At 68.5% G+C, this 24,594-nt stretch carries 20 protein-coding genes; 13 read left to right on the forward strand and 7 right to left on the reverse strand.

All coding sequences use genetic code 11. The annotated features are described in order from the left end of the window. Window positions 1-116 precede the first annotated feature (116 nt). The 3 genes from FHR20_RS15540 to FHR20_RS15550 all read right to left on the reverse strand — a co-directional run bounded on the left by FHR20_RS15540 (window position 117) and on the right by FHR20_RS15550 (window position 3,731). A complete protein-coding gene (locus tag FHR20_RS15540; protein ID WP_167300559.1) occupies window positions 117-434 on the reverse strand; it encodes a GIY-YIG nuclease family protein in 318 nt (105 codons plus the stop codon). Between the two features lie 436 nt (window positions 435-870). Then, the gene (locus tag FHR20_RS15545) at window positions 871-2,526 is read right to left on the reverse strand and encodes a DUF885 family protein (RefSeq protein WP_167300560.1); all 1,656 of its coding nucleotides are present in this window, start codon (window positions 2,524-2,526) and stop codon (window positions 871-873) included. Window positions 2,527-2,561: 35 nt separating this feature from the next. Continuing rightward, window positions 2,562-3,731 (reverse strand): pyridoxal phosphate-dependent aminotransferase, encoded by a 1,170-nt coding sequence (locus tag FHR20_RS15550; protein ID WP_167300561.1) that lies wholly within the window; start codon window positions 3,729-3,731, stop codon window positions 2,562-2,564. Window positions 3,732-3,872: 141 nt separating this feature from the next. Between FHR20_RS15550 and FHR20_RS15555 the strand changes: the two genes are divergently transcribed. Genes FHR20_RS15555 through FHR20_RS15590 form a run of 8 tightly spaced genes read left to right on the forward strand, consistent with a single transcriptional unit; the run spans window position 3,873 to window position 11,401 of the window. Then, window positions 3,873-6,176 carry a bifunctional salicylyl-CoA 5-hydroxylase/oxidoreductase gene (locus tag FHR20_RS15555; RefSeq protein ID WP_167300562.1) on the forward strand — a complete coding sequence of 768 codons (2,304 nt, stop codon included), beginning with the start codon at window positions 3,873-3,875 and terminating at the stop codon, window positions 6,174-6,176. A gap of 5 nt (window positions 6,177-6,181) precedes the next feature. Continuing rightward, on the forward strand, window positions 6,182-6,943 hold the full coding sequence (locus tag FHR20_RS15560) for an SDR family NAD(P)-dependent oxidoreductase (RefSeq protein WP_167300563.1): 762 nt from the start codon (window positions 6,182-6,184) through the stop codon (window positions 6,941-6,943). After that, on the forward strand, window positions 6,940-7,431 hold the full coding sequence (locus FHR20_RS15565) for a MarR family winged helix-turn-helix transcriptional regulator (RefSeq protein WP_341786459.1): 492 nt from the start codon (window positions 6,940-6,942) through the stop codon (window positions 7,429-7,431). The genes FHR20_RS15560 and FHR20_RS15565 overlap by 4 nt, the downstream gene beginning before the upstream one ends. After that, window positions 7,428-8,243: an enoyl-CoA hydratase family protein gene (locus FHR20_RS15570; protein WP_167300564.1), complete on the forward strand. Its 816-nt coding sequence runs from the start codon at window positions 7,428-7,430 to the stop codon at window positions 8,241-8,243. Before FHR20_RS15565 ends, FHR20_RS15570 begins: the two co-directional genes overlap by 4 nt. Beyond that, window positions 8,243-9,409 carry an acyl-CoA dehydrogenase family protein gene (locus FHR20_RS15575; RefSeq protein ID WP_167300565.1) on the forward strand — a complete coding sequence of 389 codons (1,167 nt, stop codon included), beginning with the start codon at window positions 8,243-8,245 and terminating at the stop codon, window positions 9,407-9,409. The genes FHR20_RS15570 and FHR20_RS15575 overlap by 1 nt, the downstream gene beginning before the upstream one ends. Then, the gene (locus FHR20_RS15580) at window positions 9,409-9,813 is read left to right on the forward strand and encodes an acyl-CoA thioesterase (protein ID WP_167300566.1); all 405 of its coding nucleotides are present in this window, start codon (window positions 9,409-9,411) and stop codon (window positions 9,811-9,813) included. The genes FHR20_RS15575 and FHR20_RS15580 overlap by 1 nt, the downstream gene beginning before the upstream one ends. Then, window positions 9,810-10,214 carry a RidA family protein gene (locus FHR20_RS15585; protein WP_167300567.1) on the forward strand — a complete coding sequence of 135 codons (405 nt, stop codon included), beginning with the start codon at window positions 9,810-9,812 and terminating at the stop codon, window positions 10,212-10,214. Before FHR20_RS15580 ends, FHR20_RS15585 begins: the two co-directional genes overlap by 4 nt. Before the next feature lie 11 nt (window positions 10,215-10,225). Beyond that, entirely contained in the window at window positions 10,226-11,401 is a 1,176-nt protein-coding gene (locus tag FHR20_RS15590; protein WP_167300568.1) for an acyl-CoA dehydrogenase, read from the forward strand. A 41-nt stretch (window positions 11,402-11,442) separates the two neighbouring features. Here the strand turns inward: FHR20_RS15590 and FHR20_RS15595 are convergent, their stop codons facing one another. Then, window positions 11,443-12,771, reverse strand: coding sequence for a M24 family metallopeptidase (locus tag FHR20_RS15595; RefSeq protein ID WP_208413681.1), 1,329 nt, complete (start codon window positions 12,769-12,771; stop codon window positions 11,443-11,445). Between the two features lie 275 nt (window positions 12,772-13,046). Here FHR20_RS15595 and FHR20_RS15600 point away from each other — a divergent pair, with 275 nt between their 5' ends. Beyond that, complete coding sequence (locus FHR20_RS15600) at window positions 13,047-13,568, forward strand: MarR family winged helix-turn-helix transcriptional regulator (protein WP_086131331.1); 522 nt, start codon at window positions 13,047-13,049, stop codon at window positions 13,566-13,568. Window positions 13,569-13,644: 76 nt separating this feature from the next. Here FHR20_RS15600 and FHR20_RS15605 read toward each other — a convergent pair whose 3' ends face one another. Further along, window positions 13,645-15,042 carry an amidohydrolase family protein gene (locus tag FHR20_RS15605; RefSeq protein ID WP_167300569.1) on the reverse strand — a complete coding sequence of 466 codons (1,398 nt, stop codon included), beginning with the start codon at window positions 15,040-15,042 and terminating at the stop codon, window positions 13,645-13,647. A gap of 225 nt (window positions 15,043-15,267) precedes the next feature. Here FHR20_RS15605 and FHR20_RS15610 point away from each other — a divergent pair, with 225 nt between their 5' ends. From FHR20_RS15610 to FHR20_RS15625, 4 genes are read left to right on the forward strand one after another with little or no spacing between them, the layout of a single operon-like run. Then, window positions 15,268-17,025, forward strand: a complete 1,758-nt coding sequence (locus FHR20_RS15610) for a tetratricopeptide repeat protein (RefSeq protein WP_167300570.1) — start codon at window positions 15,268-15,270, stop codon at window positions 17,023-17,025. Between the two features lie 37 nt (window positions 17,026-17,062). Further along, a complete protein-coding gene (locus FHR20_RS15615; RefSeq protein WP_167300571.1) occupies window positions 17,063-17,842 on the forward strand; it encodes a cyclase family protein in 780 nt (259 codons plus the stop codon). A 4-nt stretch (window positions 17,843-17,846) separates the two neighbouring features. Beyond that, window positions 17,847-19,973 carry an indolepyruvate ferredoxin oxidoreductase subunit alpha gene (locus FHR20_RS15620; protein ID WP_167300572.1) on the forward strand — a complete coding sequence of 709 codons (2,127 nt, stop codon included), beginning with the start codon at window positions 17,847-17,849 and terminating at the stop codon, window positions 19,971-19,973. Continuing rightward, a complete protein-coding gene (locus tag FHR20_RS15625; protein ID WP_167300573.1) occupies window positions 19,973-21,406 on the forward strand; it encodes an indolepyruvate oxidoreductase subunit beta family protein in 1,434 nt (477 codons plus the stop codon). Before FHR20_RS15620 ends, FHR20_RS15625 begins: the two co-directional genes overlap by 1 nt. Before the next feature lie 101 nt (window positions 21,407-21,507). On the opposite strand, the gene FHR20_RS15630 is transcribed toward FHR20_RS15625, so the two are convergent. Together FHR20_RS15630 and FHR20_RS15635 are read right to left on the reverse strand one after the other, a co-directional pair. Next, a complete protein-coding gene (locus FHR20_RS15630; RefSeq protein WP_167300574.1) occupies window positions 21,508-23,220 on the reverse strand; it encodes a DUF885 domain-containing protein in 1,713 nt (570 codons plus the stop codon). Between the two features lie 34 nt (window positions 23,221-23,254). Continuing rightward, a complete protein-coding gene (locus tag FHR20_RS15635; protein WP_167300575.1) occupies window positions 23,255-24,556 on the reverse strand; it encodes an NAD(P)/FAD-dependent oxidoreductase in 1,302 nt (433 codons plus the stop codon). Between the last annotated feature and the right edge of the window lie 38 nt (window positions 24,557-24,594).

The raw sequence follows: 24,594 nt of genomic DNA on the forward strand, positions 1-24,594 counted from the left end.
TGGATCGGGAGGCTCATATTCTCCCCCGTCATCCCGCGAAGGCGGGGATGACGGGAGGCGGTGAGATCACGGAGGGGCCGGGACGATGGATAATTCGCCAGGAACGGAACAAAGGACTATACGTCAACGTCCTCAAGTGGATCGAAACCCCAGTCCTCGGCGAGGTCACGCCAAGTCGGGTTGTTCTCCTCGACAAGCCTGATCTTCCAGTCGCGATTCCACTTCTTGATCTGCTTCTCGCGGATGATCGCAGGCTCCATTTCTTCATGGACCTCAAACCAGACGAGGCGCTTGCAGCCATGTCTCTTGGTGAATCCCTCAAGCATGCCGGTGCGATGCTGGTAGATGCGGCCCGGCAGGTCTGAGGTGACGCCGGTGTAAAGCGTGCCGATGCGCTTGCTTGCAACAATGTAGACGGCCGGGATGCGATCCATTGGCATCGGCTAGCGTCGCGTGGATGTCGAAGCTTGGACGCATTCGCCATATCGCGCCAAAGCCAATCTCGCTTTCCTCCCTGCGCCCGCCTTCCCTGTCATCCCCGTCCTTCCCCCGTCACCTCACCGCCCTTCCCATCATCCCCGCCCTTCCCGTCATCCCCGCCCTTCCCGTCATCCCCCCGCCTCTTCCGTCATCCCCGCGAAGGCGGGGATCCAGGGCCAGGAGCAATGGTCGCGAGGCTGGGTTTGCCGTCTCCGGCGAGCCCGCGCGCGATTGCTTCGATTGTCCCGGATTACCCTGGATCCCCGCCTTCGCGGGGATGACAGGAAGGGCGGGGATGACGGAAGAGGCGGTGGGATGCCAAGGCGGCGCCCCGACGAAGGAAATCGGGCAACGAGCAAGCCAAGGCCTGGGCCCATCCCCGCCCCATGCCTATCGCATGGTGCGGATCTCGTCGTCCCGGCCCGTCATTTCCCAGCGGATCAGCGAGATCGGGATCGAGCCCGCCGCGCGGAAGCGATCGTGGAACGTCTTGATGTCGAACCCGTCGCCTTCGCGCATCGCCACATCGGCGAGCAGCTTCTCCAGCTCCACCTTGCCCATGTAATAGCCGATGCCATAGCCGGGCTGGCGCAGGTACAGCTCGATGTCGAACTGGGCGACGGCATCGCCCGGCTGCATCCATTTGGGCGTGCGCGCGATCAGCGAGGCATTGGCCTGTTTCCAGGTCCATTCGTTCGCCTGCATCTTCAGCTCGGGCAGGATGCGCGCGGCGCGCTTGGCGCCCAGGATATAGTCGATCTCGCGCGCCTTGGGCCGGTCCTCCAGCATGCCCGACTGGATCAGGAACTCCTCAAGATAGAAGGCCCAGCCTTCGTTGCGCAGCCCGTTGACGAAGAACAGCCGCGGCTGCCCGCGCACCGGGCGCGTGTCGCGCGCCGCCTGGAGCTCGTCAAAGGCATGGCCGGGCAAATTGTGCGCGCGCAGCGGCCGGCCGTCGCGGAATTCTGCCTGGAAGAAGAAATGGAGATGCTGCGGCGGATCGAACAGGCCCGGCCTGGACGGATCCTTCTCGAAGGGGAACTCGTACGGCCCCTCCTCCGGATCATGCTTCACATAGTCCGGGATCGTCACCCACTGGCCGTCGCGCAGGAACTTGAGCAGGTCCTCATCCTCCTGCTTGCGCTTGGCGTCGAACTCGGCGCGGGTCTTGACCGGCTCGGGCATCGGGATCGCGCGGTCGCGATGCTCCTCGATCTTCAGAAAGGCGAGCTGGCGCTGATATTCGCGCTCGCCGATCACCCGGACCTCCTCCGGAGTGTAGGGCAGCAGCAGCACATGCCTGAGATACCAGGCATAATTCTCCGCCCCCACGCCACCATAGGCGGGGAGCCCGGCCTCGATGCCCTCCAGCCACGCCTTGAACGCCGCGGCCGCCGCCTGGGCGCGCTTCGCCGGGGCGACGAGCGATGGCTGGCGCTTCGCCGCGTCCGCAGCCAGCGCGCCATAGACGTTCACTTCCACCTGCTTCTGCACGATCGCCAGCCGGGCAAGGTCGCCGCGCGCATCGGTGAGGTTCGCCCGTGCCTGGCGCAGCGCCTCGGGCACGGCGTCGAGCCGGGCGGCCAGCGCCGCCGCCTCGTCCTTTGCGATCGGCAGCCTGGGGATGGCGATGGCGCCGTGCATCTTGGGCCCGAAGCCGAGATTGGTGGTGCTGTAGAAGGCCGGGTCGCGCTTCCAGGGCTGCATCACCCGGTGCTGGAACTCCAGCCCGCGCATCTCGGCAAGCGCCACCATGTAATCGACGCGCTGCGGGATCGGCCATGCGCTGTCGTCGATCGCCGCCAGCCGTGCCTCGAAGCGCTGGAGCCCGGCATAGTGGCGCGCCATTGCCTGGGGCGAATAATCGGGCACGCCCTTCACCATCGGCGGCGGCACGAAGGCGCGGAACTCCCTGTAGAGCGCGAGCAGCGCGTCATAGCCCTGCGGGGCCTGCGCCTTGGCCTGGGCGCAGGCGGGCCCGGCCAGCAGGAGAGGAAGCGCCGGCAGGGCCAGCAAGGCGGCGGCAAGTCCCAGACGCTTCTTCATCCTCTTCTCTCCCCGAATTCCATGGCTAGACGCGCTCAAAGCGCGTTGAAGAACCGGCCGAGCCGCTCCATCGCCTCGGCCACCCGCGCCTCGGATTCCGATCCGAAGCAGACGCGCAGATGCCCCTCTCCGCCCGGCCCGTAGAAGCTGCCGGATTCGACCACGACATGCGCTTGCCTGAGGATCGCCATGGCAAGGTCCTGCGAGGAACGGCCGGTGCCGCGGATATCCGGAAAGGCATAGATGGTCCCTTCCGGCTCGGCGCAGGTGACGCCGGGCATCTGGTTCAGTGCCTGGACGACGATGTCGCGCTTGCGGCGATCCGCCTCGACCATCGCCAGCATCGCGTCCTGCGGCCCCTCCACGGCGGCGCGGGCGCCTTCCTGGATGAAGACGTTGACATGAGTCACGTCGGTCATGGTGATGCGCAGGATCGCGGGCATCAGCTTCGCATCGGCGGTCAGATAGCCGATCCGCCAGCCGTCCATCGAATAGGCCTTGGTGAAGGCGAAGCAGGTGATCGTCCGGTCGCGCATGCCGGGCAGGCTGGCGATGCTGACATGCTCGGCCTTGCCATAGGTGATGTATTCATAGACCTCGTCGGACAGCACCAGCAGGTCGTGCTCGATCGCCAGGTCGGCGACGTGCTGCAGCTCCGCGCGGCTATAGACGCGGCCGGTGGGATTGGCCGGGTTGACCAGCACGATCATCCGGGTGCGGTCGGTGATCCGGGCGGCGATCTTCTCCTTCGAGATCGCGAAATTGTCCGCCTTGTCGAGCTCGGCGATCACCACCTTGCCGCCGGCCAGCTCGGTCTTGCCGATATGCTGGGGGTAATAGGGATCGAGCAGGATCACTTCGTCGCCCGGATCGATCGCGGCCATGAAGGCGGCGAACGAGGCATGGGTGAGCCCGTTGCACACCAGTATCTCGTCCACCCCGTAATCCAGGCCATTGAACGCGGCGAGCTTCCCCGCCAGCGCCTGGCGGAAGGAGAGCGTGCCGCGGAAATCGCCGTAATGGACGATGCCCGCGTCGAGCGCGGCCTTGGCGGCGTCCTTGATGTGCGCCGGCGTGTCGGCGTGCGGCCGGCCGAACTCGAGATGGATCAGGTCCACCCCCGCCGCATCCAGCTTCGCCGCTTCGTCGTACATGCCGAAGCTCTTCTTCGATCCGCCCGTCAGGCGCTGTGCCGGCCACTTCATCCCTAGACCTCCCACGACTCCGATACCTGTGATTAATTGCGTGATATATGATATTTCAAGCTTGAAATTTCAGGCTTGAAGCATTTACGCTCCTGGCGCTAGATTGAGACGGACTGGAGTCGCCGCGATGGAGTCGGGTCAATGAAGATCGCATGCGTGGGCGGCGGGCCGGCGGGCCTCTATTTCGCCATCTCGATGAAGGTGCGCGACGGTGCGCACGAGATCCATGTGTTCGAGCGCAACCGCCCCGACGACACGTTCGGCTGGGGCGTCGTCTTCTCGGACCAGACGGTCGAGAATCTGATGGCGAACGATCCCGTCAGCGGCGAGACGATCCGCGGCGAGTTCGCCCATTGGGACGATATCGACGTGCACATCCATGGCGCGTGCATCCGTTCCTCTGGGCACGGCTTCATCGGCATCGGCCGCAAGCGGCTGCTGGCGATCCTGCAGGCGCGCGCCCGCGAACTGGGCGTGGTGCTGCATTTCCAGCACGAGGCGGGGCCGGATCTGGCCGATTGGGCGGATTACGATCTCGTCATCGCCGCCGACGGCGCCAACAGCCGCATCCGGGGCGCGCATGCCGACCGGTTCGACGTCGACATCCAGGTGCGCCGGAACAAGTTCTTCTGGTTCGGCACCAGCAAGGTGTTCGACGCCTTCACCTTCGCCTTCGAAGAGACCGAGGCGGGCTGGGTCTGGGCGCACGCCTATCGCTTCGACGACGATCTCTCGACCTTCATCGTCGAGATGGATCCGGCGACCTGGCACGGCCTGGGCCTCGACACGATGGACCAGCCCGAGGCGATCGCGCTGTGCGAGAAGATCTTCGCGAAGCAGTTGGGCGGCCATGGCCTGATGTCCAACGCCACGCACCTGCCCGGCCCCCAGGCCTGGCTCAACTTCCGCCGGATCGTCACCGGCCGCTGGTCGCACGACAAGTTCGTCCTGCTCGGCGATGCGGCGCACACCGCGCATTTCTCGATCGGATCCGGCACCAAGCTGGCGCTGGAGGATGCGATCAAGCTGGCCGAGGTGCTCAACCGTCCCGGGCTCGGCCGCGCCCAGGCGCTGGAGGAATATCAGGCCGAGCGCAATGTCGAGGTGCTCAAGCTGCAGAACAGCGCGCGCAACTCGACGGAGTGGTTCGAAACGCTCGACCGCTATCTGCCCTTCGCGCCGATCCAGTTCGCCTATTCGCTGCTCACGCGCTCGCAGCGGGTGAGCCACGAAAATCTCCGCCTGCGCGATCGAGAGTGGCTGGAAGGCGTCGAAAGCTGGTTCCAGTCGCAGTCGCCGGGCGGAAGGAGCAACGAACCGGTCCCGCCGATGTTCGCGCCGTACAGATTGCGCGAAATGCCGCTGGCGAACCGTATCGTGGTTTCGCCCATGGCCATGTATTCCGCCGTCGAGGGCACCCCGAACGACTTCCACCTGGTCCATTACGGTGCCCGCGCCCAGGGCGGCGCGGGGCTGGTCTATACCGAGATGACCTGTGTCTCGCCCGAGGGCCGGATCACCCCCGGCTGCCCCGGCATGTACGCGCCCGAGCATGTGGCGGCGTGGCGGCGGATCACCGATTTCGCTCATGCGAACAGCGGCGCGAAGATCTGCCTCCAGCTCGGCCATTCGGGCGCCAAGGGCTCCACGAAAATCGGCTGGGAGGGGATGGACGCGCCGCTGGACGACGGCAACTGGCCGCTCATCGCCGCTTCCGACGTGCCGTGGAGCGCAGGCAATGCCTCACCCCGCCCGATGACCCGCGCGGATATGGACATGGTGCGCGACCAGTTCGTCGCCGCCGCGCGCATGGCGGTGGAAGCCGGCTTCGACATGATCGAGCTGCACGCCGCGCACGGCTATCTGCTCTCCAGCTTCATCACCCCGCTCCAGAACACGCGCACCGACGGCTATGGCGGCAGCCTGGAGAACCGCCTGCGCTACCCGCTCGAAGTGTTCGCGGCGATGCGCGCCGTCTGGCCCGCCGAGCGGCCGATGTCCGTCCGCATCTCGGCGACCGACTGGATGGGCGACCGGGGCGTCACCCCCGACGAGGCGGTGGCGATCGCCCGCGCCTTCGACGAAGCGGGCGCCGACCTGATCGACGTCTCGGCCGGCCAGACCTGGGCCGAGTGCAAGCCCGTCTATGGCCGCATGTTCCAGACGCCCTTTGCCGACAAGATCCGCAACGAGGCACGCGTCTCGACCATGGCAGTGGGCAACATCTCCGAGACCGACCACGCCAATTCGATCCTGGCGGCCGGCCGGGCCGACCTGGTCGCGATCGGACGGCCGCACCTGATCGATCCGATGTGGACGCTGCGCGCCGCCGCCCAGCACGGCTATCGCGGCGTGCGCGTGCCGCCGCAATATCTGGGCGGGATGAGCCAGCTCGCCCGCAACCTGCAACGCGCCGCCGAGACCGGCGCGGCGCCGCGGAGCTGACCCATATGCGCCTGAAGGACATCCATGCGGTCGTCACCGGCGGGGGATCGGGCATCGGCGCGGCCATCGCCCGCGCACTCGCCGAGGAAGGCGCGCGGCTGACGCTGATCGGGCGCCGGCTGGAGCCGCTGGAAACCGTCGCCGCGGCCATTCCCGGCGCGATCACCGTTCCCGCCAACGTCTCCGACCGGACGTCGATCGAGGCGGCCTTCCAGGTCGCCCGCGCCGCGCACGGCCCGATCGGGATCCTGGTCAACAATGCCGGCATCGCCCCCAGCGCGCCCTTCGCCAGGGTGACCGCCGAGGCGTGGCGCGAGACGATGGCGACCAATCTCGATGCGCTGTTCCATTGCTGCCAGGCCGCGCTGCCGGACCTGCTCGCGGCACCGGCCGGGCGGATCGTCACCATCGCCTCCACCGCCGGGCTGAAGGGCTATGGCTATACCGCGCCCTATGTCGCCTCCAAGCACGGCGCGATCGGGCTGATGCGCGCACTCGCCGCCGAGTTCGCTGCGACGCCGCTCACCGCCAATGCGCTCTGCCCCGGCTTCACCGACACCGATATCGTCGCCCGGGCAGTCGAGACCATCGCCGGCCGCACCGGCCGCAGCCATGCCGAGGCGCTGGCCGAGCTCACCCGCCACAACCCCCAGAAGCGGCTGATCACGCCCGGGGAAGTGGCGGCGGCGGCGGTCTGGCTCTGCCTGCCCGCCAGCGGATCGGTGACCGGACAGGCGATCCCGATCGCCGGGGGAGAAGTGACGTGACTCGCACCGCCTCCCTGCGCGAAAAGCATGACGGCGCGCTCGACGATCGCGGCAGCGTGCGGCTGTGGCTGCGGCTGCTCACCTGCACCACGGTGATCGAGAAGCGGCTGAAGCGCGGCTTTGCCGACGGATACGACATCACCCTGCCCCGCTTCGACGTGATGGCGGCGCTCGACCGGCATCCCGAGGGGATGACGATGGGCCAGCTCTCCCAGGCGCTGCTCGTCTCGAACGGCAATGTCACCGGCGTCGTCCAGGCGCTGGTGCGCGACCGCTATGTGAGCCTCGCGCCCTCGCCCACCGACGGCCGCTCCTCGGTTGCCCGACTGACCCAATTGGGGCGCGAATGCTTCGCCGGGCTCGCCGAGGCGCATCATGCATGGATCGAAGCGATGCTGGCCGGGCTGGGCCGCGAGGAACGCGGCCAGCTTCACCAGCTTCTGGGCGTGCTCAAGGACTCGCTCGCTGTCGATGGGGAGAAGGAATGACCATGGATCCGACCAGCTTCGTGGCCCGGCATTTCGGCTGGCATTTCGCCGAGGGCGTGGCGACGATCACGCTCGACCGGCCCGAGCGGAAGAACCCGCTCACCTTCGAAAGCTATGCCGAGCTGCGCGATACCTTTCGCGACCTCGTCTACACGTCGCAGGTCAAGGCAGTGGTGCTCACCGGCGCAGGCGGCAATTTCTCCTCGGGCGGGGACGTCCATGAGATCATCGGGCCGCTGACCGAAATGGCGATGCCCGAACTGCTCGCCTTCACCCGGATGACCGGCGACCTGGTCAAGGCGATGCGCGCCTGCCCCCAGCCGATCGTCGCGGCGATCGACGGCATCTGCGTCGGCGCCGGCGCGATCATGGCGATGGCATCGGACCTGCGCCTCGCCACCCCCGCCGCCAGGACCGCCTTCCTGTTCACGCGCGTGGGCCTGGCCGGCTGCGACATGGGCGCCTGCGCTATCCTGCCGCGGATCATCGGCCAGGGCCGCGCCGCCGACCTGCTCTACACCGGTCGGATGATGTCCGCCGAGGAAGGCGAGCGCTGGGGCTTCCACAACCGGCTGGTACCGGCCGACGCGCTGCTGAACGAAGCCCAGGCGCTGGCCCGCAGCATCGCCACCGGCCCCAGTTTCGCGCACGGCATCACCAAGACCCAGCTCAACACCGAATGGGCGGTGAGCATCGAGACCGCGATCGAGATGGAGGCCCAGGCCCAGGCGATCTGCATGGCGACCAGGGACTTCCGCCGCGCCTTCGAAGCCTTCGCCGACAAGCGCACCCCCGAGTTCGAGGGCAATTGATGGCCGACCGCAGCTTCCTCGACTGGCCCTTCCTCGACGACGGCCACCGCAAGCTGGCCGACGCGCTCGAGGCCTGGTGCGTCGCCAATCTCTCCGGCCATCACGGCGCCGATGTCGATGCCGAATGCCGGCGGCTGGTCCGTGCGCTCGGCGAGGGCGGCTGGCTGCGCTACTGCGTGCCGGCGGCGTGGGGCGGCATGCACGAGACGCTCGACATCCGCTCCCTCGCGCTGATCCGCGAGACGCTGGCGCGCCATTCGGGGCTGGCCGACTTCGCCTTCGCGATGCAGGGGCTGGGATCGGGCACGATCTCGCTATTCGGCACCGAGGCGCAGAAACAGGCCTATCTCCCCGCCGTGGCGCGGGGCGAGAAGATCGCCGCCTTCGCGCTCACCGAGCCGGGCTCGGGCTCCGACGTCGCCTCGATGGAGACGCTGGCCGAGCGCGACGGCAATGGCTTGCGCGTGAACGGCGCCAAGACCTATATCTCCAACGGCGGCATCGCCGATTACTACGTGCTGTTCGCCCGCACCGGCGAGGCGCCCGGGGCCAAGGGCATCTCCGCCTTCCTCGTCGATGCCGACACGGCGGGCCTGCGCGTCACCGAGCGGATCGAAGTGATCGCCCCCCACCCGCTCGCCACGCTCGAATTCGCCGACATGGCGCTGCCGGCCGACGCGCTGCTCGGCGAGGCCGGGCGCGGCTTCGCGGCGGCGATGGCGACGCTCGACATCTTCCGCACCACCGTGGGCGCCGCCGCGCTCGGCTTCGCCCGCCGCGCGCTCGACGAGGCGACCGCCCGTGCCCGCACCCGGCGGCTCGGCGACGGCACGCTCGCCGACAATCCGGTGACCCAGTCGAAGCTCGCCGAGATGGTGCTCGACATCGATACGTCCGCCCTGCTCATCTACCGCGCCGGCTGGCTGCGCGACGTGCAGGGCCAGCGCAACACCCGCGAGGCCGCGCTGGCCAAGCTGCACGCCACCGACAGCGCCCAGCAGGTGATCGACAAGGCGGTGCAGATCTTCGGCGGCCTGGGAGTCACCGTCGGCGCCCCGGTCGAGGCGCTGTACCGCGAAGTGCGGGCGCTGCGCATCTACGAGGGCGCGTCGGAAGTGCAGAAGATCGTCATCGCCCGCCAGCATCTCGCGCAGAGCGCAGGCTGATGTTCCGCGTCTCCCATCCGCTGCGCTTCGCGCATTGCGACCCCGCGGGCATCGCCTTCTATCCGCGCTGCCTCGAGCTGTGCGACGCCGCGGTGGAGGACTGGACCCCGGCCGTGCTGGGCGACGACCGGCGGGCGATGCACATGGGCCGCGGCCTTGGCCTGCCCACCGTCAGCCTGGCCGCCACCTTCGCCGCACCGAGCAAGCTGGGCGACCTGCTCGATTTCGCCGTGAAGCTCACCCGGGTGGGACGCAGCTCGATCGACCTGGAAGTGGATGTGACCTGCGAGGGTACGCCGCGCTTCTCGGTCCGCCTCACCCAGGTGCTGATCGAGCTTGCCGGCGGCACGTCGCAGCCCTGGCCCGCCGAATATCGCCAACGCCTTGAAATGGAATGCCAATGACCGTGCATCAGAGCCTGTTGCCCCCCGGCTGGAAGCGCCCGCGCGGCTATGCCAACGGCATTTCCGCCAGCGGCCGGATGGTGTTCACCGCCGGCGTGGTCGGCTGGGACGCGGAGGAGCGTTTCGTCGCCTCCGATCTCGCCGGCCAGTTCCGCCAGGTTCTGGTCAACACGGTGGCGATCCTCGCCGAGGGCGGCGCCGGCCCCGAGCATATCGCGCGCATGACCTGGTACGTCACCAGCCGCGACGAATATCTCGCCGGCCTGGACGAGATCGGCGCGGCGTATCGCGAGCTGATCGGCCGCAACTATCCGGCGATGGCCGTGGTCGAGGTCGCCGCGCTGGTCGAGGCCGAAGCCAAGGTTGAGATCGAGACGATCGCGATCGTCCCCACTGCCTGAGGAACCCTGACATGCAGAAATTCGACTGGGCCGATCCCCTGCTGCTCGATGCGCAGCTGGAGGATGAGGAGCGGATGATCCGCGACACCGCGCGCGACTATGCGCAGGCACGGCTCGCACCGCGCGTGATCGAGGCGTTCGACCGCGAAGTCACCGACCCCGAGATCTTCCGCGAAATGGGTGCGCTGGGCCTGCTGGGCCCGACGGTGCCCGAGGCCTATGGCGGCGTCGGCGCTTCCTATGTCGCCTATGGCCTGATTGCCCGCGAGGTGGAGCGGGTGGATTCGGGCTATCGCTCGATGATGAGCGTGCAGTCGAGCCTGGTCATGTACCCGATCCACGCCTTCGGCTCGGAGGCGCAGCGGCTGCGCTACCTGCCCAGGCTCGCCAGCGGCGAATGGATCGGCTGCTTCGGCCTGACCGAGCCCGATGCCGGCTCCGACCCCGGCGGCATGCGCACCCGCGCGACCAGGATCGACGGCGGCTATCGGCTGAACGGCACCAAGACCTGGATCTCCAACGCGCCGATCGCCGACGTGTTTGTCGTCTGGGCCAAGTCGGACGCGCATGGCGGCGCGATCCGCGGCTTCGTGCTGGAGAAAGGCATGAAGGGCCTCTCCGCGCCCAGGATCGAGGGCAAGCTGAGCCTGCGCGCCTCGATCACCGGCATGATCCAGCTCGACGATGTCGAACTGGGCGAAGACGCGCTGCTGCCCGAAGTCGAAGGCCTCAAGGGCCCCTTCTCCTGCCTCAACCGCGCGCGCTACGGGATCAGCTGGGGTGCGCTCGGCGCCGCCGAATTCTGCTTCCACGCCGCCCGGCAATATGGCCTCGACCGGCACCAGTTCGGCAAGCCGCTTGCCGCCACCCAGCTCTTCCAGAAGAAGCTGGCGGACATGGAGACCGAGATCGCGCTCGGCCTCCAGGCATCGCTGCGCGTCGGGCGGCTGATCGACGCCGGCCGGTTTGCGCCCGAGATGATCTCGATCGTCAAGCGCAACAATGTCGGCAAGGCGCTCGACATCGCCCGGGCCGCCCGCGACATGCATGGCGGCAACGGCATCTCGGGCGAGTTCCAGGTGATGCGCCACCTGATGAACCTGGAAACGGTCAACACCTATGAGGGCACGCACGACGTCCATGCCCTGATCCTGGGCCGCGCGATCACCGGGATCGCCGCCTTCTGACGGCAATGGGGCGGCCGGGCCCATGCCGGCCGCCCATTCCCTCACTTCACCAGCAGGATCCGGCTGTTGGGCGGATAGGCCCATTCGAAGCCGCGCTCGGTGACGACGCCATTGTCCTCCAGCGGAATCTTGATCTTGCGCCCGCCCCATTCGGGCACCGGCGTGTAGAGGAACAGCTCGATCGACAGGAAATTGCCTGGCCGCAGCGTATAGGTCATGCGCAGCGGGTTGAAGTCGGCGATCGACGGGCCCGAGCCATGCCCCCAATCGCCCACCGAATGGCTGCCGATCACCACGTCGGAGACCTTCGGGTCCTTGCTCGGATCGTCATAGCGGCCGAGCGCCAGCCCCGGCGTCGCCGCCACGCGCTTGTTGACCGCGGCCAACGCGTCGCCGGCGGTCACGCCCGGGCGGATCACGTCGAGGATCATCCGGCGGATGTCCTGCGCCTTGTCATAGGCACGCTGCACGCCTGGCGGCGGCGCGTTCTCGCCGGGCTTGAGCACATAGGCCATGCGCTTCATGTCGGTGTAGTAGAAGAGATAGTTCACTCCCCAGTCGACCGTGATCAGGTCCCCCGGCTGGATCACATGGTCGCCCGATACCGGGCCGCGCTCGCCGGGCCCCAGGATGTAGATGCTGGGCAGCCCGAAGCTGCTGCCCAGCCCCTCCTTGTGGAGCTGCTCCATCATCCACCAGGCGATGTCGCCGGTGGTGGTGTGGCCGGGCGCGATCACTTCGTTGGAGAGCGCGCGCTCCAGGATGGTGCGCGAATATTCCCCCGCCTTGGCGAAGGCCGCGATTTCATGGATCGAATGGCGGGCACGGAAATCGGAGACCAGCTTCTCGGCCGGGACCAGCCGCTCCGCCAGCGCCGGGCCGAGCGTCTCGACCAGCTTCGCGTGCAACGAATGGCTGAGCCCGTCCGCCGTGCCGATCTCGGTCGCCACGTCGATGCCGATCCGCCTGGGATCGCGCGCCTCGACGAACCTGCGCAGCTCGGCGGGCGAGAGCTTCAGGTCGTAGAGCGGGCATTGGTCGAACGCCGCGCCGCCGATTCCCATCGCCGCGCGCTCGATCCGGCCGCTGCCGGTGCGATCGGTGAAGACATGATAGCCGACATCGCCCACATAGCCGCCGCCGAGCAGCGCGGCATTGGGATCGTCATGCCCCTCGCGCGAGGCGACGATCCACATGTCGATGCGGTTCTCGCGCATCGCCTCGGGCAGGATCAGGTCGAGCTTGTCCTTGCGGATCTGGCACATCTGGTCCCAGCGCCGCTTCGCTTCCTGCCCCTGGGCAGGCAGCGCCGCGAGCAGCGGCAGGACGGCGAGCGGCAGGGCCAGACGGCGGCAGCGTTTCGACGACACGCTTGTTCTCCCATGGTTTCACCCTCGGGAACGTGACAGGCCCGCAATGGAAATGGAACAATAATCACGCAATTTTCGTTGATATTTCGCCGCTTGTTCGGCATGGGCCCGCCTTCTCGCGCGGTGGGAGCTGCCCATGGCGTTTCCGCCACGCAACCGATCCGGCGCAAATGACGATTGATAGGTGTAGAAACATATGTTTTCGGCTAATTCGCCTGCCGCACGCCTTCCGGCCCGGCGCAACGTCTTGATCCTGCGGAACGATTGAGGGAAACATGGCCACCAGCGCGGTGAAGAAAACGGCAAGAACGGCAGAGGATCTGATGGACAATCGCAGCGTCTACGACCCGAGCAGCCCCAATTTCCGCCTCGAAAACTCGCCCTTCTACCTGATGGCGCATGCCGACTTCAAATATCACGAGGACATGGACATCGTGCTGCACAAGCATGGCGTGTCCAAGCCGATCTACCGCGTGATGACGGTGCTGCGCGAGCGCCAGCCGGCCAGCATCGGCGCGATCGCCGAAGCGGCGCTGACCAAGCGCTCTACGATCAGCCGGATCATCGACCGGATGGTCGAACAGGGCCTCGTCACCACCGAGCCCAATCCGGAAGACAATCGCATCACCGAAGTGACGCTGACTCCGGCCGGCCAGCAGACCCTGCGCAAGCTGACCCCGATCGTCGGCCGCCAGTTCAGCCGCGCGATGGACGGGGTGAGCGACCGCGACATCGCCCATCTGCTGCGCACGCTGCAGAAGATCAGCGCGAACCTGAGCAAGCTGCCGATCGAATGAGGGGAAGCCCGGCCCGGGCGACCGGGCCGGATTCATCCCGCGCGCCGTCACCCGGGGGACGATGGGCGACGCGCGCTCAACGGGGCCCGTTCTCCACCACCACCTTGCCATCGGCGACCACATAGCGGACGTCGCGCAGGTTCTTCAGCGAATCCAGCGGATTGGCGCCGACAACCAGGATGTCGGCGATCTTGCCCGGCTCGATCGTGCCCAGCTTGTCGCCCATGCGCAGGATCCTCGCGCCGGTGCTGGTGGCGGAGGCGAGCACATCGGCATTGGTCATGCCTGCCTGGTGGAGATAATCGAGCTCGCGGAAATAGGCGTCCGGATAGCGCCATTCATTCTCGAACGGGATATCGGTGCCCACGCCGATCGGCACGCCGGCGCGCCATGCCTCGTTCACGCGCTTCAGATGATCCTGCTGGTTGATCACGAAGCGGCGCGAATGCGTGTAGTAGAAGCCGCCGCCGGGGATGCCCGCGGTCGGATAGCCGCCCTCCAGCAGATTGTCGAACGCGCCGATCGTCGGCACGAAGGCGGTGCCGTGCTTCTTCATCAGCGGCACGGCCTGGTCGCTTAGCAGCAGCGGATGCTCGAGCGTGTCGACTCCCGCCTCGATCGCCCAGTCAGTATATTTGCCATAGCTGTCGATCGCGACCGGCACGCCGAGCGAATGCGCCTCGTCGATCGCCGCGGCCAGTTCCTCCCTGGCGGCGGGCGCGCTGATCTTGATCCAGTCGGACAGGCGCCGGACCTGCTCGCGCACCGCCTTGCGCCATTCCCACGGCCCGTCGACCCCGTGCGGATCGCCGCCGAGATTGGGCTTTTCGCGGCCGGTGGCGGTAGAGGTCACTTCGTCGCCATGGCCGCCCGTGCTGGCGATCAGCTTGCCGCTCCACAGCACGCGCGGGCCCCGGATCATGCCGCGATCCACCGCTTCCTTGATGCGCAGCGCCACGTCATCCATCGTACCCACGTCGCGCGCGGCGGTGATGCCCGCGGTGACCATCTGCTCGGCCAGCACGGTGCCGCGGATCGCCGCGGCGGCCGGGCTGTCCGAATAGCGGCCCATGTCGGTGCCGCGCTGCTGGGTGAAATGGATGTGCAGGTCGATCAGGCCCGGCAGGATCCACAGCCCCCGCGCATCGATCGTCCGCGCCGCATTGGCGGGCACGGAGGTGCCGGCCGGTCCGGCGGCAAGTATCCGGTCGCCCTGGAGCACGATCACCGCGTTCGGGATCGGCGCGCCGCCCCGGCCGTCGAGCAGGGTCCCGCCGGCGAGTATGATCACCGGCTCGTGGCTGCGGTCGACCGGGGGGATCGGCAGGCGGCGGACATCGTCCGTCGTCTCGGGGATCGCGCGCTGCGCATGCGCGAGATGCGGCGTCAGCACCCCGACCAGCAGCGCCGCCGAGATCGCCGCCCCTCGCAGAAGCTGCTTCCGAACCGCACCGCGCTTCCCCGATCCTCTCATGGCGACACCCCTATCATTCCCAATTACACATGATTTAAAGCGTGATTCCCTTGACGAAACAAGGGGCATTTGCAACCTTTCCCCTTCGGCGGGCTCCCGGAAGGAGACCCGCCATGGGAATCGCGTTCGATGGAACAGGCACCGCGACAGCAAGGCCCGGCATCTCCGCCAGCGGAGCCGAACGGTCTCGGCGCGCAGGCGCTTGGCGAAGCCCTGCAGCATGCCATGGGGCTGGCACGCGACGGCCAGGCCGGAGCGGCCGAGACCATTCTCCTGCATGTGCTGGATCTCGCTCCCGAGAATCCCGACGCGCTTCAGCTGCTCGGCATGATCGCGCGACGGGCAGGCCGGCACGAGGCGGCGGTAGCGCTCTTCCGCCGCTCGCTCGCGGCCGCTCCGGATCAGCCCCATGTGCACAACAATCTCGGGAACAGCCTTGGCGACCTGGGCGACTCCACCGGCGCGGCGCAAGCCTATCGCGACGCGCTGGCGCTCGCGCCTGCCTATGACGAGGCCCGGGTGAACCTGGCGATCGCCCTGCTCGCCGCCGGGGAACCGCGATCCGCCTGCGAGACGCTCGCCCCGCTGCTGCGCCGCGATCCGCGCAACGCACGCGCCTGGGCCACGCTCGGCCAGGCCCGGCGGGAGCGTGGCGAGCTCGATCACGCCATCGCCGCCTTCCGCACCGCGCTCGCATTGCGGCCCGACCATGTCGCCACGCTGCTCAATCTGGGCGTTGTGCTGCGCCTTGCCGGTTGGCCGGAAGAAGCCTTGCCCCTGCTCGCCCGCGCGGCCGAGATCGATCCGGCCAATCCGGATATCGCCTATGTCCTCGGCCATTGCCTGCAGGACCTGGGCCGGGTCGACGCCGCCATTGTCTCCTATGAACGCGCGATCACCCTGCGCCCCGCCGATCGCGCCGCACATGAATCGCTCAACAACCTGTTGTGGCGGCAGGGCCGCGGCGCAGCCTGGCTGGCCAGCTATCGCGCCGCGCTGGCCCGCTTTCCGGGCAATGAAGGGCTGCTCTGCGATCTGGCCGACCGGCTGCTGCTCGCCGGGGACGCGGCAGGTGCCGCGGCGCTGCTCGCGCCGCACGCCGATCGCGCCGGGCCGGAACTGCGCTGCCAGTTCGGCCGGGCCCGCTGGTCGCTGGGCGAAGCGCAGGCCGCGCTCCTGGAGTTCGATGCCGCGCTCGCCCGCGATCCCGGTTTCGCCCCCGCCGCGCGCGAAGCTGCCCGATCGCACATCATCCTCGATCGCCCCGCCGAAGCGCTGGCCCGGCTGGAGCCCCTGCTCGCCGCCGATCCGTTCGACCAGCAGGCGCTCGCGCTTCAGGGCCTCGCCTGGCGCTTCACCGGCGATCCGCGCGATGCCTGGCTGAACGATGCCGAGCGTCTCGTCTCGGCGAGCCGGCTGGCTCCGCCCGATGGCGACGCCGCCGGCTTCAACGCGCGGCTCGACGCGGCGCTCACCGCGCGTCACCGCGACCAGCAGCAGCCGCTCGGGCAGACGCTGCGCGGCGGCACCCAGACCAGCGACGACCTGTTCGCCCTGCCCGATCCGATGATCGCCGCGGTGCGCGCGATGATCGAGGCGCAGGTCCGCCGCTGGCTAGCCGCACTGCCCGCAGACGCGGAGCACCCTTTCCTTCGCCGCAACACCGGCCGGTTCGCCTTTTCCGGCTCCTGGTCGGTGCGGCTGCGCCGCGCCGGCTTCCACGAGAACCACATCCATCCCCAGGGCTGGATCAGCGCCTGCTATTATGTCGCCCTGCCCCAGGCGGTCGATTACCACCGCCAGGGCTGGCTCAAGTTCGGCGAGAGCGGGCTTCGCCTGGGGGAACGCGAACGGATCGCCCGCATGATCCGGCCCGAGCCGGGCCTGCTCGTGCTGTTCCCTTCCTATTTCTACCACGGGACGGTGCCGTTCGAGGATTCCGGCCACCGCACCACCATCGCCTTCGACATCGTGCCGGCATGACCAGGCCCGCGCGGATCCAGCCCCAGGGAGGACAGACATGACCAGCCAGACGCTCGAGAGTTTCGCCGCCGGCATCGCATCGGGTGCGATCCGCACCATCGACCTCACCCAGACGCTGTCCCCCGACACACCCACGCTCGTCCTCCCGCCCGAGTTCGGCCAGTGCGCCGGGTTCAGCCAGGAGGAGATCTCCCGCTATGACGAACGCGGCGTCGCCTGGTATTGGAACAACTTCACCGTCAGCGAGCATACCGGCACGCATTTCGATGCGCCCATCCACTGGATCACCGGCAAGGACCTGCCCAACAACGCCGTCGACACGGCGCCGCCCGCCGACTTCATCGCGCCGGCGGTGGTGATCGACATCTCCGCCCGCGCGGCCGAGAACCCCGACTATCTCCTCACTGTCGAGGATATCGAAGCCTGGGAAGCCGAGCATGGCCGCATCCCGCCGCGCAGCTGGATCCTGCTGCGCACCGACTGGTCGAAGCGCGCGGTCGATGCCTATGTCAATCGCCGCGAAGACGGGGCGCATACGCCCGGCCCCTCGGCCGAGGCGGTCCGGTTCCTGATCGACGCGCGCGCGGTGCACGGGCTGGGCGTGGAGACGATCGGCACCGATGCCGGCCAGGCGCATCTCCTCGATCCGGCCTATCCGGCGCATACGCTGTTCCACGCGGCTGGGCGCTATGGGCTCCAGTGCCTCGAGAATCTCGACCTGCTACCGCCGACCGGTGCGGTGATCGTCGCGACGCCGCTGAAGATCAGGGGCGGTTCGGGCAGCCCGCTGCGCGTCCTGGCGCTGGTGGCGGGCTGAGCGGATGGCCGAGCGTTCGTTCAAGGCGGAAGTCGAGCAATTGCGGCTGGGAGACGGCGGGGCCTTCCATGGCGAGGGCATCCTTGCCGTCACCAAGGCGCTGCTCCAGGCCGGAGTGGCCTATGTCGGCGGCTATCAGGGTTCGCCGATCAGCCATCTGATGGACGTGTTCGCCGACGCGAGCGAACTCATGGGCGAACTCGGCGTCCATTTCGAGAGTTCGGCGAGCGAAGCGACGGCGGCGGCGATGCTGGCCGCCTCGGTCAACTATCCATTGCGCGGCGCGGTCGCGTGGAAATCGGTGGTCGGCACGAACGTCGCCTCGGACGCGCTGTCCAACGTCGCTTCGGGCGGCGTGACCGGCGGGGCGCTGATCATCCTGGGCGAGGATTATGGCGAGGGCTCGTCGATCATGCAGGAACGCACCCATGCCTTTGCGATGAAGTCGCAGATGTGGCTGCTCGATCCGCGGCCCAGCCTGCCGGTGATCGTCGACATGGTGGAAAGGGGATTCGAGCTCTCCGAAGCCTCGAACACGCCGGTGATGCTCGAGCTGCGCGTGCGGGCCTGCCACGTCACCGGCAGCTTCGTCGCGCGCGACAATCGGCGCCCTGCGCTCACCGTGGCGGAGGCGGCCGAGGCGCCGGTGCGCGATCCCGACCGGATCGTGCTGCCGCCGGCCAATTTCCTCCACGAAATCGAGAAGATCGAGCAACGCTGGCCCGCTGCCATCCGCTTCGTGCAGGAGCATGGGCTGAACGAGCATTTCGGGCCCGAGGCGGACGAGATCGGCATCATCGTCCAGGGCGGCCTGTTCAACTCCCTCAATCGCGCACTGGAGCTGCTCGACCTGTCCGACGCCTATGGGAATGCGGCGATCCCCATCCATGTCCTCAACGTCACCTATCCGCTGATCCCCGACGAGATCCGCGACTTCTGCGCCGGCAAGCGCGCGGTGCTGGTGATCGAGGAAGGGCAGCCCGAGTTCATCGAGCACGAGCTGAACACCCTGGTCCGGCGTGCCGGGCTCGCCACGCGGATCGTCGGCAAGGAAATCCTGCCCCGTGCGGGAGAATATGGCGGCGCAGTGATCCGCGACGGGGTGGCGCAGTTCCTCCGCGCCCATGCTCCCGAACGTGCGCCTGCCGAGGCGCCCGTAGCCGCCAGCCCCGCCCTGCTGCCGAGCGCGGTGCCGCAGCGCCCGGCCGGCTTCTGCACCGGCTGCCCCGAGCGCCCGATCTTCTCGGCCATGAAGCTGGTGCAGAAGGAACTCGGCGCCTTCCACGTCTCGGCCGACATCGGCTGCCACCTGTTCTCGATCCTGCCGCCCTTCCATATCGGCAATACGACGATGGGCTATGGCCTGGGCACCGCCGGCGCCTCGGCCTTCCGCCCGCGCGACAGGCGGGCGATCGCGATCATGGGCGATGGCGGCTTCTGGCACAACGGACTGACCTCGGGCATCGGCAACGCGGTCTTCAATCAGGACGACAATCTGACGATCATCGTCGACAATGGCTATTCGGCCGCCACGGGGGGCCAGGACATCCTTTCATCCCGCGCCAGGCCGCCGGGCCGCAAGACCAACAATCCGATCGAGAAGGCCGTGCGCGGCATCGGCATCGGCTGGGCGCGGACGATGACGCGCACCTATGACGTGGCCGGCATGCGCGACGCGATCCGCGCGGCGCTGACGAGCGAGGAGAAAGGGCCGAAAGTGCTCGTCGCCCAGTCCGAATGCCAGCTCAACCGCCAGCGCCGCCTGAAGCCGCAGGTGGCCAAGGCAATGAAGGCCGGCGAGCGCGTGGTGCGTGAGCGCTTCGGCGTCGATCCCGACACCTGCACCGGGGACCATAGCTGCATCCGTCTTTCCGGCTGCCCTTCGCTCACGATCCGGCCCAATCCCGATCCGCTGCGCCAGGATCCGATAGCCCATGTCGAGAACAGCTGTGTGGGCTGCGGCGTGTGCGGCGAAGTGAGCCACGCCGCGGTGCTGTGCCCCTCCTTCTACAAGGCCCGGATCATCGCCAATCCCGATCGCCGCGACCGCTTCCGCCAGCGCCTGCGCGGCTGGGCGATCGGCACGTTCCAGCGCCGCGCGGCGCGCGCGATCGCCGCGAGGAGCTTCTGATGGCGGATCGCGAGCGCATCACCATCGCGGTGCTGGGCCTGGGCGGCCAGGGCGGCGGCGTGCTTGCCGACTGGATCGTCCAGCTCGGCAAGCGGGGCGGCCATGCGACGCAGGGCACCTCGGTTCCCGGCGTCGCCCAGCGGACGGGCGCCACCATCTACTATATCGAGATGATTCCGGCCGGCGGCGCAGCTCCGCCGGTACTGGCGCTCACGCCGGTCCCCGGGGATGTCGACATCGTCCTTGCCTCGGAGCTGATGGAAGCGGGCCGCGCGATCCTTCGGGGCTTCGTCACGAAGCGCACCGAACTGATCGGCTCCACGCACCGAGTCTACGCCATCGCCGAGAAGTCGGCGATGGGCGACGGCCGCGCCAGTGCCGAGCGCATCGTGGCGGCCGCCGGAGAGCGCTCGAAGCGCTTCATCGGCTTCGACATGGACGCAGTCGCCGAACGCACGGGCAGCGTGATCAGCTCGGTGCTGTTCGGCGCGCTGGCCGGCAGCGGCGCCCTGCCCTTCCCCCGCATCGCCTTCGAGGACGCGATCCGCGCCGGCGGCAAGGCAGTAGAGGCCAATCTGCGCGGTTTCGCCGCGGGATTCGATGCCGCCCAGGGGAAGCCGGAACCGCAGGATGAGGACGTCCGGACCATCATCCCCACCACCGACGCCGGCCGCGCCCTGGCCGCAAGGATCGAAGCCGATCTCCCATGCGAGGCGCGGCTCCTGGCGCTGGAGGGAGTCCGCCGGCTGATGGACTATCAGGACGCCGCCTATGCCCGGCTCTATCTGGACCGGCTCGACAGCCTGGGCAGCAATGCCGAGCTCATCGCCGAGGCCGCCCGCCATCTCGCGCTGTGGATGTCGTATGAGGATACGATCCGCGTCGCGGACCTCAAGGTCCGCGCCAGCCGTTTCGCCCGCGTCCGCGGCGAGGTCCGCGCGAAGGACGACCAGATCGTCCAGCTGACCGAATATATGCATCCGCGGCTGGAGGAGGTCTGCGAAACGCTGCCCGCGGGCATCGGCGGCCGCCTCCTCGCCAGCAAGCGCTGGTCGGACCGGCTGGCGCCGCTGTTCGCCAGGGGCCGCCATGTCGAGACGACCAGCCTGCGCTGGTTCCTGGCGCTTTCGCTGCTCGCCGGCTGGCGGCGCTGGCGACGGGGCACGCTGCGTTATCAGGTCGAGCAGGCGCGGATCGAGGACTGGCTGTCGCTGATCCGCGCCAGCGACACCGATGCCGCGATCGAACTCGTCCGCTGCCAGAGGCTGATCAAGGGCTATGGCGAGACGTTCGAGCGGGGGTTGGGCAACTATGCCCGCATCGTCGAGCGCTACCGGGCTGGCGGGCTGGACGCGGCCGGGCTGCGGCGCCTTCGCGAGGCGGCGCTGGCGGACGAGGAAGGCGCGGCGCTCGGGGCGGCGCTGGCTTCGTGACCGGCCGTCACCCTGGCGAAAGCCGGGGTGACGCGGGGGGAGGAACCGCAGGAGATCCCGGTCTTCGCGGGGGACGATGATGACGATATCGCCGGGTAACGCTATTTCCGCGCCGCGATCCAATCGTCCACCACCGTCTCCAGCATCGTCATCGGCAGCTGGCCCTGGGCCAGGATCAGGTCGTGAAAGGCGCGGATGTCGAAGCGGTCGCCCAGCGCCGCCTCGGCCCGGTGGCGCAGCGCGACGATCCGCAGCTCGCCGACCTTGTACGCCACCGCCCCGCCGGGCGCGCCGATATAGCGGGCCAGCTCCGTATCGATGTTGATGTCGGCCAGCGCAGTATTCTCCGTGAAGCAGGCCCGCGCCCGTTCATAGCTCCAGCCCATCACATGGATGCCGGTATCCACCACCATCCGGCAGGCGCGCCACATCTCGGTCGACAGGCTGCCGAACGCTTCATAGGGATCGCGATATACGCCCATCTCGTGCCCGAGCCGCTCGGCATAGAGCGCCCAGCCCTCGCGAAAGGCGAGCAGGTCGCGCTGGCGGCGGAAGCTCGGCCATTCGGGATGCTCCTGCGCGATCGCGGCATGGGTGTGGTGGCCGGGTGCCGCCTCATGCAGCGTCAGCGCCGGCACCTCGTAGAGCGGCCGCTGGTCGAGGTGCGAGGTGTTGACGATGAAGCGGCCGGGAAAGCCCCTGGAGAAGTCGCCGCCGCCCGAGCGCGCCGTGGTGTAGCCTTCCTCCAGGTCCGGCGGCACCGGCTCGACCGTGAAGGGCTGGCGCGGCAGCGTGGCGAACCAGCGGGGCAGCACGCCGTCGATGCGCTTGGCGGCGGCGCTGTATTTCTCGATCAGTTCCTCGCGGCTTCGGGCATAGAAGCGCGGATCGGTACGCAGGAATCGCAGCCAATCGACGAAGCTGCCCTTGAAGCCGCTCTCCGCGATCGCCCGGTCCATCTCGCCGCGGATGCGCTTCACTTCGGAGAGGCCGAGGGCATGGACCTGTTCGGCGGTGAGATCCGTGGTCGTGTAATAGCGCAGGAGGAAGTCGTAATAGCCCCTTCCCCCGCGGATGGTGGCAATGCCGAGCCCCTTGCGGGCATGCGCGCGGTAGCGGCCGTCGACATAGGCCAGGATCGCGCGCTGGGCGGGGCGGATCTCGCGCTCGATCACCTCGCGCGCTTCCGCGAGCAGCGCGTCCCGCCCCCGCAACGGCGCGAGCAGCGGATCCTCCGCCACCGGCCGCTCCACTTGCTTGCGCAGCACCGCCACCGCGACGTCGATCACCCGCGCCGGCTGGGTCCAGCCGGTCGCGATGCCGCGCTCCAGATTGGCGCGCTGCTCCGCGAAATAGCCGGGCACCCCGCGCAGCCGCGCGATCCAGGCCCGGCCATCGGCGTCGCTGCGCACCTCCACGCCGCGCGCGGTATAATAGGGCGTGTTGTAGAAGCCCTCATGCGCGACAAAGGCGAAGCGGCGCTCGTCGAAACCGATCCCTTCCACGCGCCAGCCGATGATATGACGGAGGAAATCGCGGTTCCGCCTGTCCTCCGAAGCGAGCGCCCCATCGGGCAGCGCGGCGAGCGCCTTGTCGATCGCGAGCAGCTCGGCCCGGCGCGCGGCCATGCCGCCAGGCGTCTCGACCGGCCAGCCTTGCGGAGAATGCGAGGGATCGGAGCGGCCTGCCTCCATCGGAAAGCGCTCCGAGAAATGCTCGTAGCGCGCGATCAGCGCATCGAGATCGGGCGATCCCGCGCCGAGCAGCAGCACGGCGCCGATCGGCAGCAGGAACAATCGCAGGGCACGGATCATGCGCGGTCTCCTCCAGGATCGGCCGGGCGCCTGCTCAATTGGACAGCCAGGCCATCGTCATCAGCAGCTTGGGCAGCAGCGCCGCGCCGGCATGGAGCCGGATCGGATGCGGCTCGCGCGGCACGACCGAGAGCCGCGCGCGGCTGTTCGACGCGATCGCCGCGGCCACTTCGATGCCCAGCTGCGTGTTGATGCCGATGCCGCGGCCATTGTCCGCCTGGATCGCCAGCGCGCCGTCGCCCAGATCGTAGAGCTCGGGCAGGAACGACGCGTTCACCCAGGCCAGCCCTTCCCAGACATGGTCGATCCGGGGATCGGACAGCGCGGCGAAATGCTGCCGGAGCCGGCGCCGTGCCTCGCGCAGATGCGCCCTGTCGCCCCGCACCAGGAACGACATCGGGAAGGCCGAGATCAGATGCCCCTGCGGATCGAGCCGCGCAGTGAAGAGATAGGAGACCTTGTCGGTGAAGGCCCCGCCCTCGGGCAGGATGGCGGCGCGCTGCACATCGTCCAGCGGCGCGGTGGCGAACTGGACGACGTGCAGCGGCAGGGCGGTGCGCCGCAATGCCGGGTGCAGCCGGGCATTGCCGCCATTCGCCGCCAGCACCACCCGCCGCGCCGACACTGCGCCGCCGGGCGTCCGCGCGATCCACCGGCCGCCTTCGCGCCGCAATGCCTGTACCGGGCTCTCGCCGAACAGCCTGGCCCCCTGCTTCAGCGCCGCCTGGGCGAGCCCGCGGACATAGCCGAGCGGATTGAGGCTGCCGCCCTCGCCGAAGCGCAGCGCGCCGCAATAGCGCTCCACCCCGAACATGTGCCGCGCCTCCCGCGCCTCGACGAAGCGAACGTCATAGCCGCGCGATTGCCATTGCTCGGCATAGCCGCGCTGGCTCTGCGCGAGCCCCTCGCTATGGGCGGGCGTGTAGAAGCCGTCCTGCCGGGCGTCGCAGTCGATCGCGTGCCGTTCGATCAGGTCGAACACCGCGCGCGCCGATCCGCCGATCATCCGCGTCAGCATCTCGCCATGGTGGCGGCCGAGCACCGTGCCGATCGTCTCGGGCGTGTGGCGGATATAGTCGGGCGCGACGAGCCCGCCGCTCCAGCCGGTCGCCTGGTCGCCGGGCTGCCCGGCCTCGAGCAGCACCGTGTCGACGCCGGCCTCGACCAGATGGAGCGCAGTGGTCATGCCGGCGATGCCGCCGCCGATCACGAGAACGTCCGCTTCGATCTCGGCGCCGAGCGGGGCGAGCCCCGGGCCCGGCGCCGCGGTGGCGACCCATAGCGGCATGGTCGACGGCGCTTCTCCCTTGCGGCGGGAAATGGGCTGATGCTGCATCACCACGCCTTCACAAGCATGAGGCTGGAGGCCGGCGC

This window comes from Sphingomonas leidyi (assembly GCF_011761945.1).
Lineage (GTDB): Bacteria > Pseudomonadota > Alphaproteobacteria > Sphingomonadales > Sphingomonadaceae > Sphingomonas > Sphingomonas leidyi.

Coding starts and splice junctions, on each gene's coding strand:
- FHR20_RS15620 (WP_167300572.1), top strand. CDS start 17,847: ATGGCCGAGCGTTCGTTCAAGGCGGAAGTCGAGCAATTGCGGCTGGGA.
- FHR20_RS15575 (WP_167300565.1), top strand. CDS start 8,243: ATGGCCGACCGCAGCTTCCTCGACTGGCCCTTCCTCGACGACGGCCAC.
- FHR20_RS15610 (WP_167300570.1), top strand. CDS start 15,268: ATGGGGCTGGCACGCGACGGCCAGGCCGGAGCGGCCGAGACCATTCTC.
- FHR20_RS15590 (WP_167300568.1), top strand. CDS start 10,226: ATGCAGAAATTCGACTGGGCCGATCCCCTGCTGCTCGATGCGCAGCTG.
- FHR20_RS15570 (WP_167300564.1), top strand. CDS start 7,428: ATGACCATGGATCCGACCAGCTTCGTGGCCCGGCATTTCGGCTGGCAT.
- FHR20_RS15615 (WP_167300571.1), top strand. CDS start 17,063: ATGACCAGCCAGACGCTCGAGAGTTTCGCCGCCGGCATCGCATCGGGT.
- FHR20_RS15600 (WP_086131331.1), top strand. CDS start 13,047: ATGGCCACCAGCGCGGTGAAGAAAACGGCAAGAACGGCAGAGGATCTG.
- FHR20_RS15555 (WP_167300562.1), top strand. CDS start 3,873: ATGAAGATCGCATGCGTGGGCGGCGGGCCGGCGGGCCTCTATTTCGCC.
- FHR20_RS15585 (WP_167300567.1), top strand. CDS start 9,810: ATGACCGTGCATCAGAGCCTGTTGCCCCCCGGCTGGAAGCGCCCGCGC.
- FHR20_RS15630 (WP_167300574.1), bottom strand. CDS start 23,220: ATGATCCGTGCCCTGCGATTGTTCCTGCTGCCGATCGGCGCCGTGCTG.
- FHR20_RS15550 (WP_167300561.1), bottom strand. CDS start 3,731: ATGAAGTGGCCGGCACAGCGCCTGACGGGCGGATCGAAGAAGAGCTTC.
- FHR20_RS15605 (WP_167300569.1), bottom strand. CDS start 15,042: ATGAGAGGATCGGGGAAGCGCGGTGCGGTTCGGAAGCAGCTTCTGCGA.
- FHR20_RS15580 (WP_167300566.1), top strand. CDS start 9,409: ATGTTCCGCGTCTCCCATCCGCTGCGCTTCGCGCATTGCGACCCCGCG.
- FHR20_RS15635 (WP_167300575.1), bottom strand. CDS start 24,556: ATGCAGCATCAGCCCATTTCCCGCCGCAAGGGAGAAGCGCCGTCGACC.
- FHR20_RS15625 (WP_167300573.1), top strand. CDS start 19,973: ATGGCGGATCGCGAGCGCATCACCATCGCGGTGCTGGGCCTGGGCGGC.
- FHR20_RS15540 (WP_167300559.1), bottom strand. CDS start 434: ATGGATCGCATCCCGGCCGTCTACATTGTTGCAAGCAAGCGCATCGGC.
- FHR20_RS15560 (WP_167300563.1), top strand. CDS start 6,182: ATGCGCCTGAAGGACATCCATGCGGTCGTCACCGGCGGGGGATCGGGC.
- FHR20_RS15545 (WP_167300560.1), bottom strand. CDS start 2,526: ATGAAGAAGCGTCTGGGACTTGCCGCCGCCTTGCTGGCCCTGCCGGCG.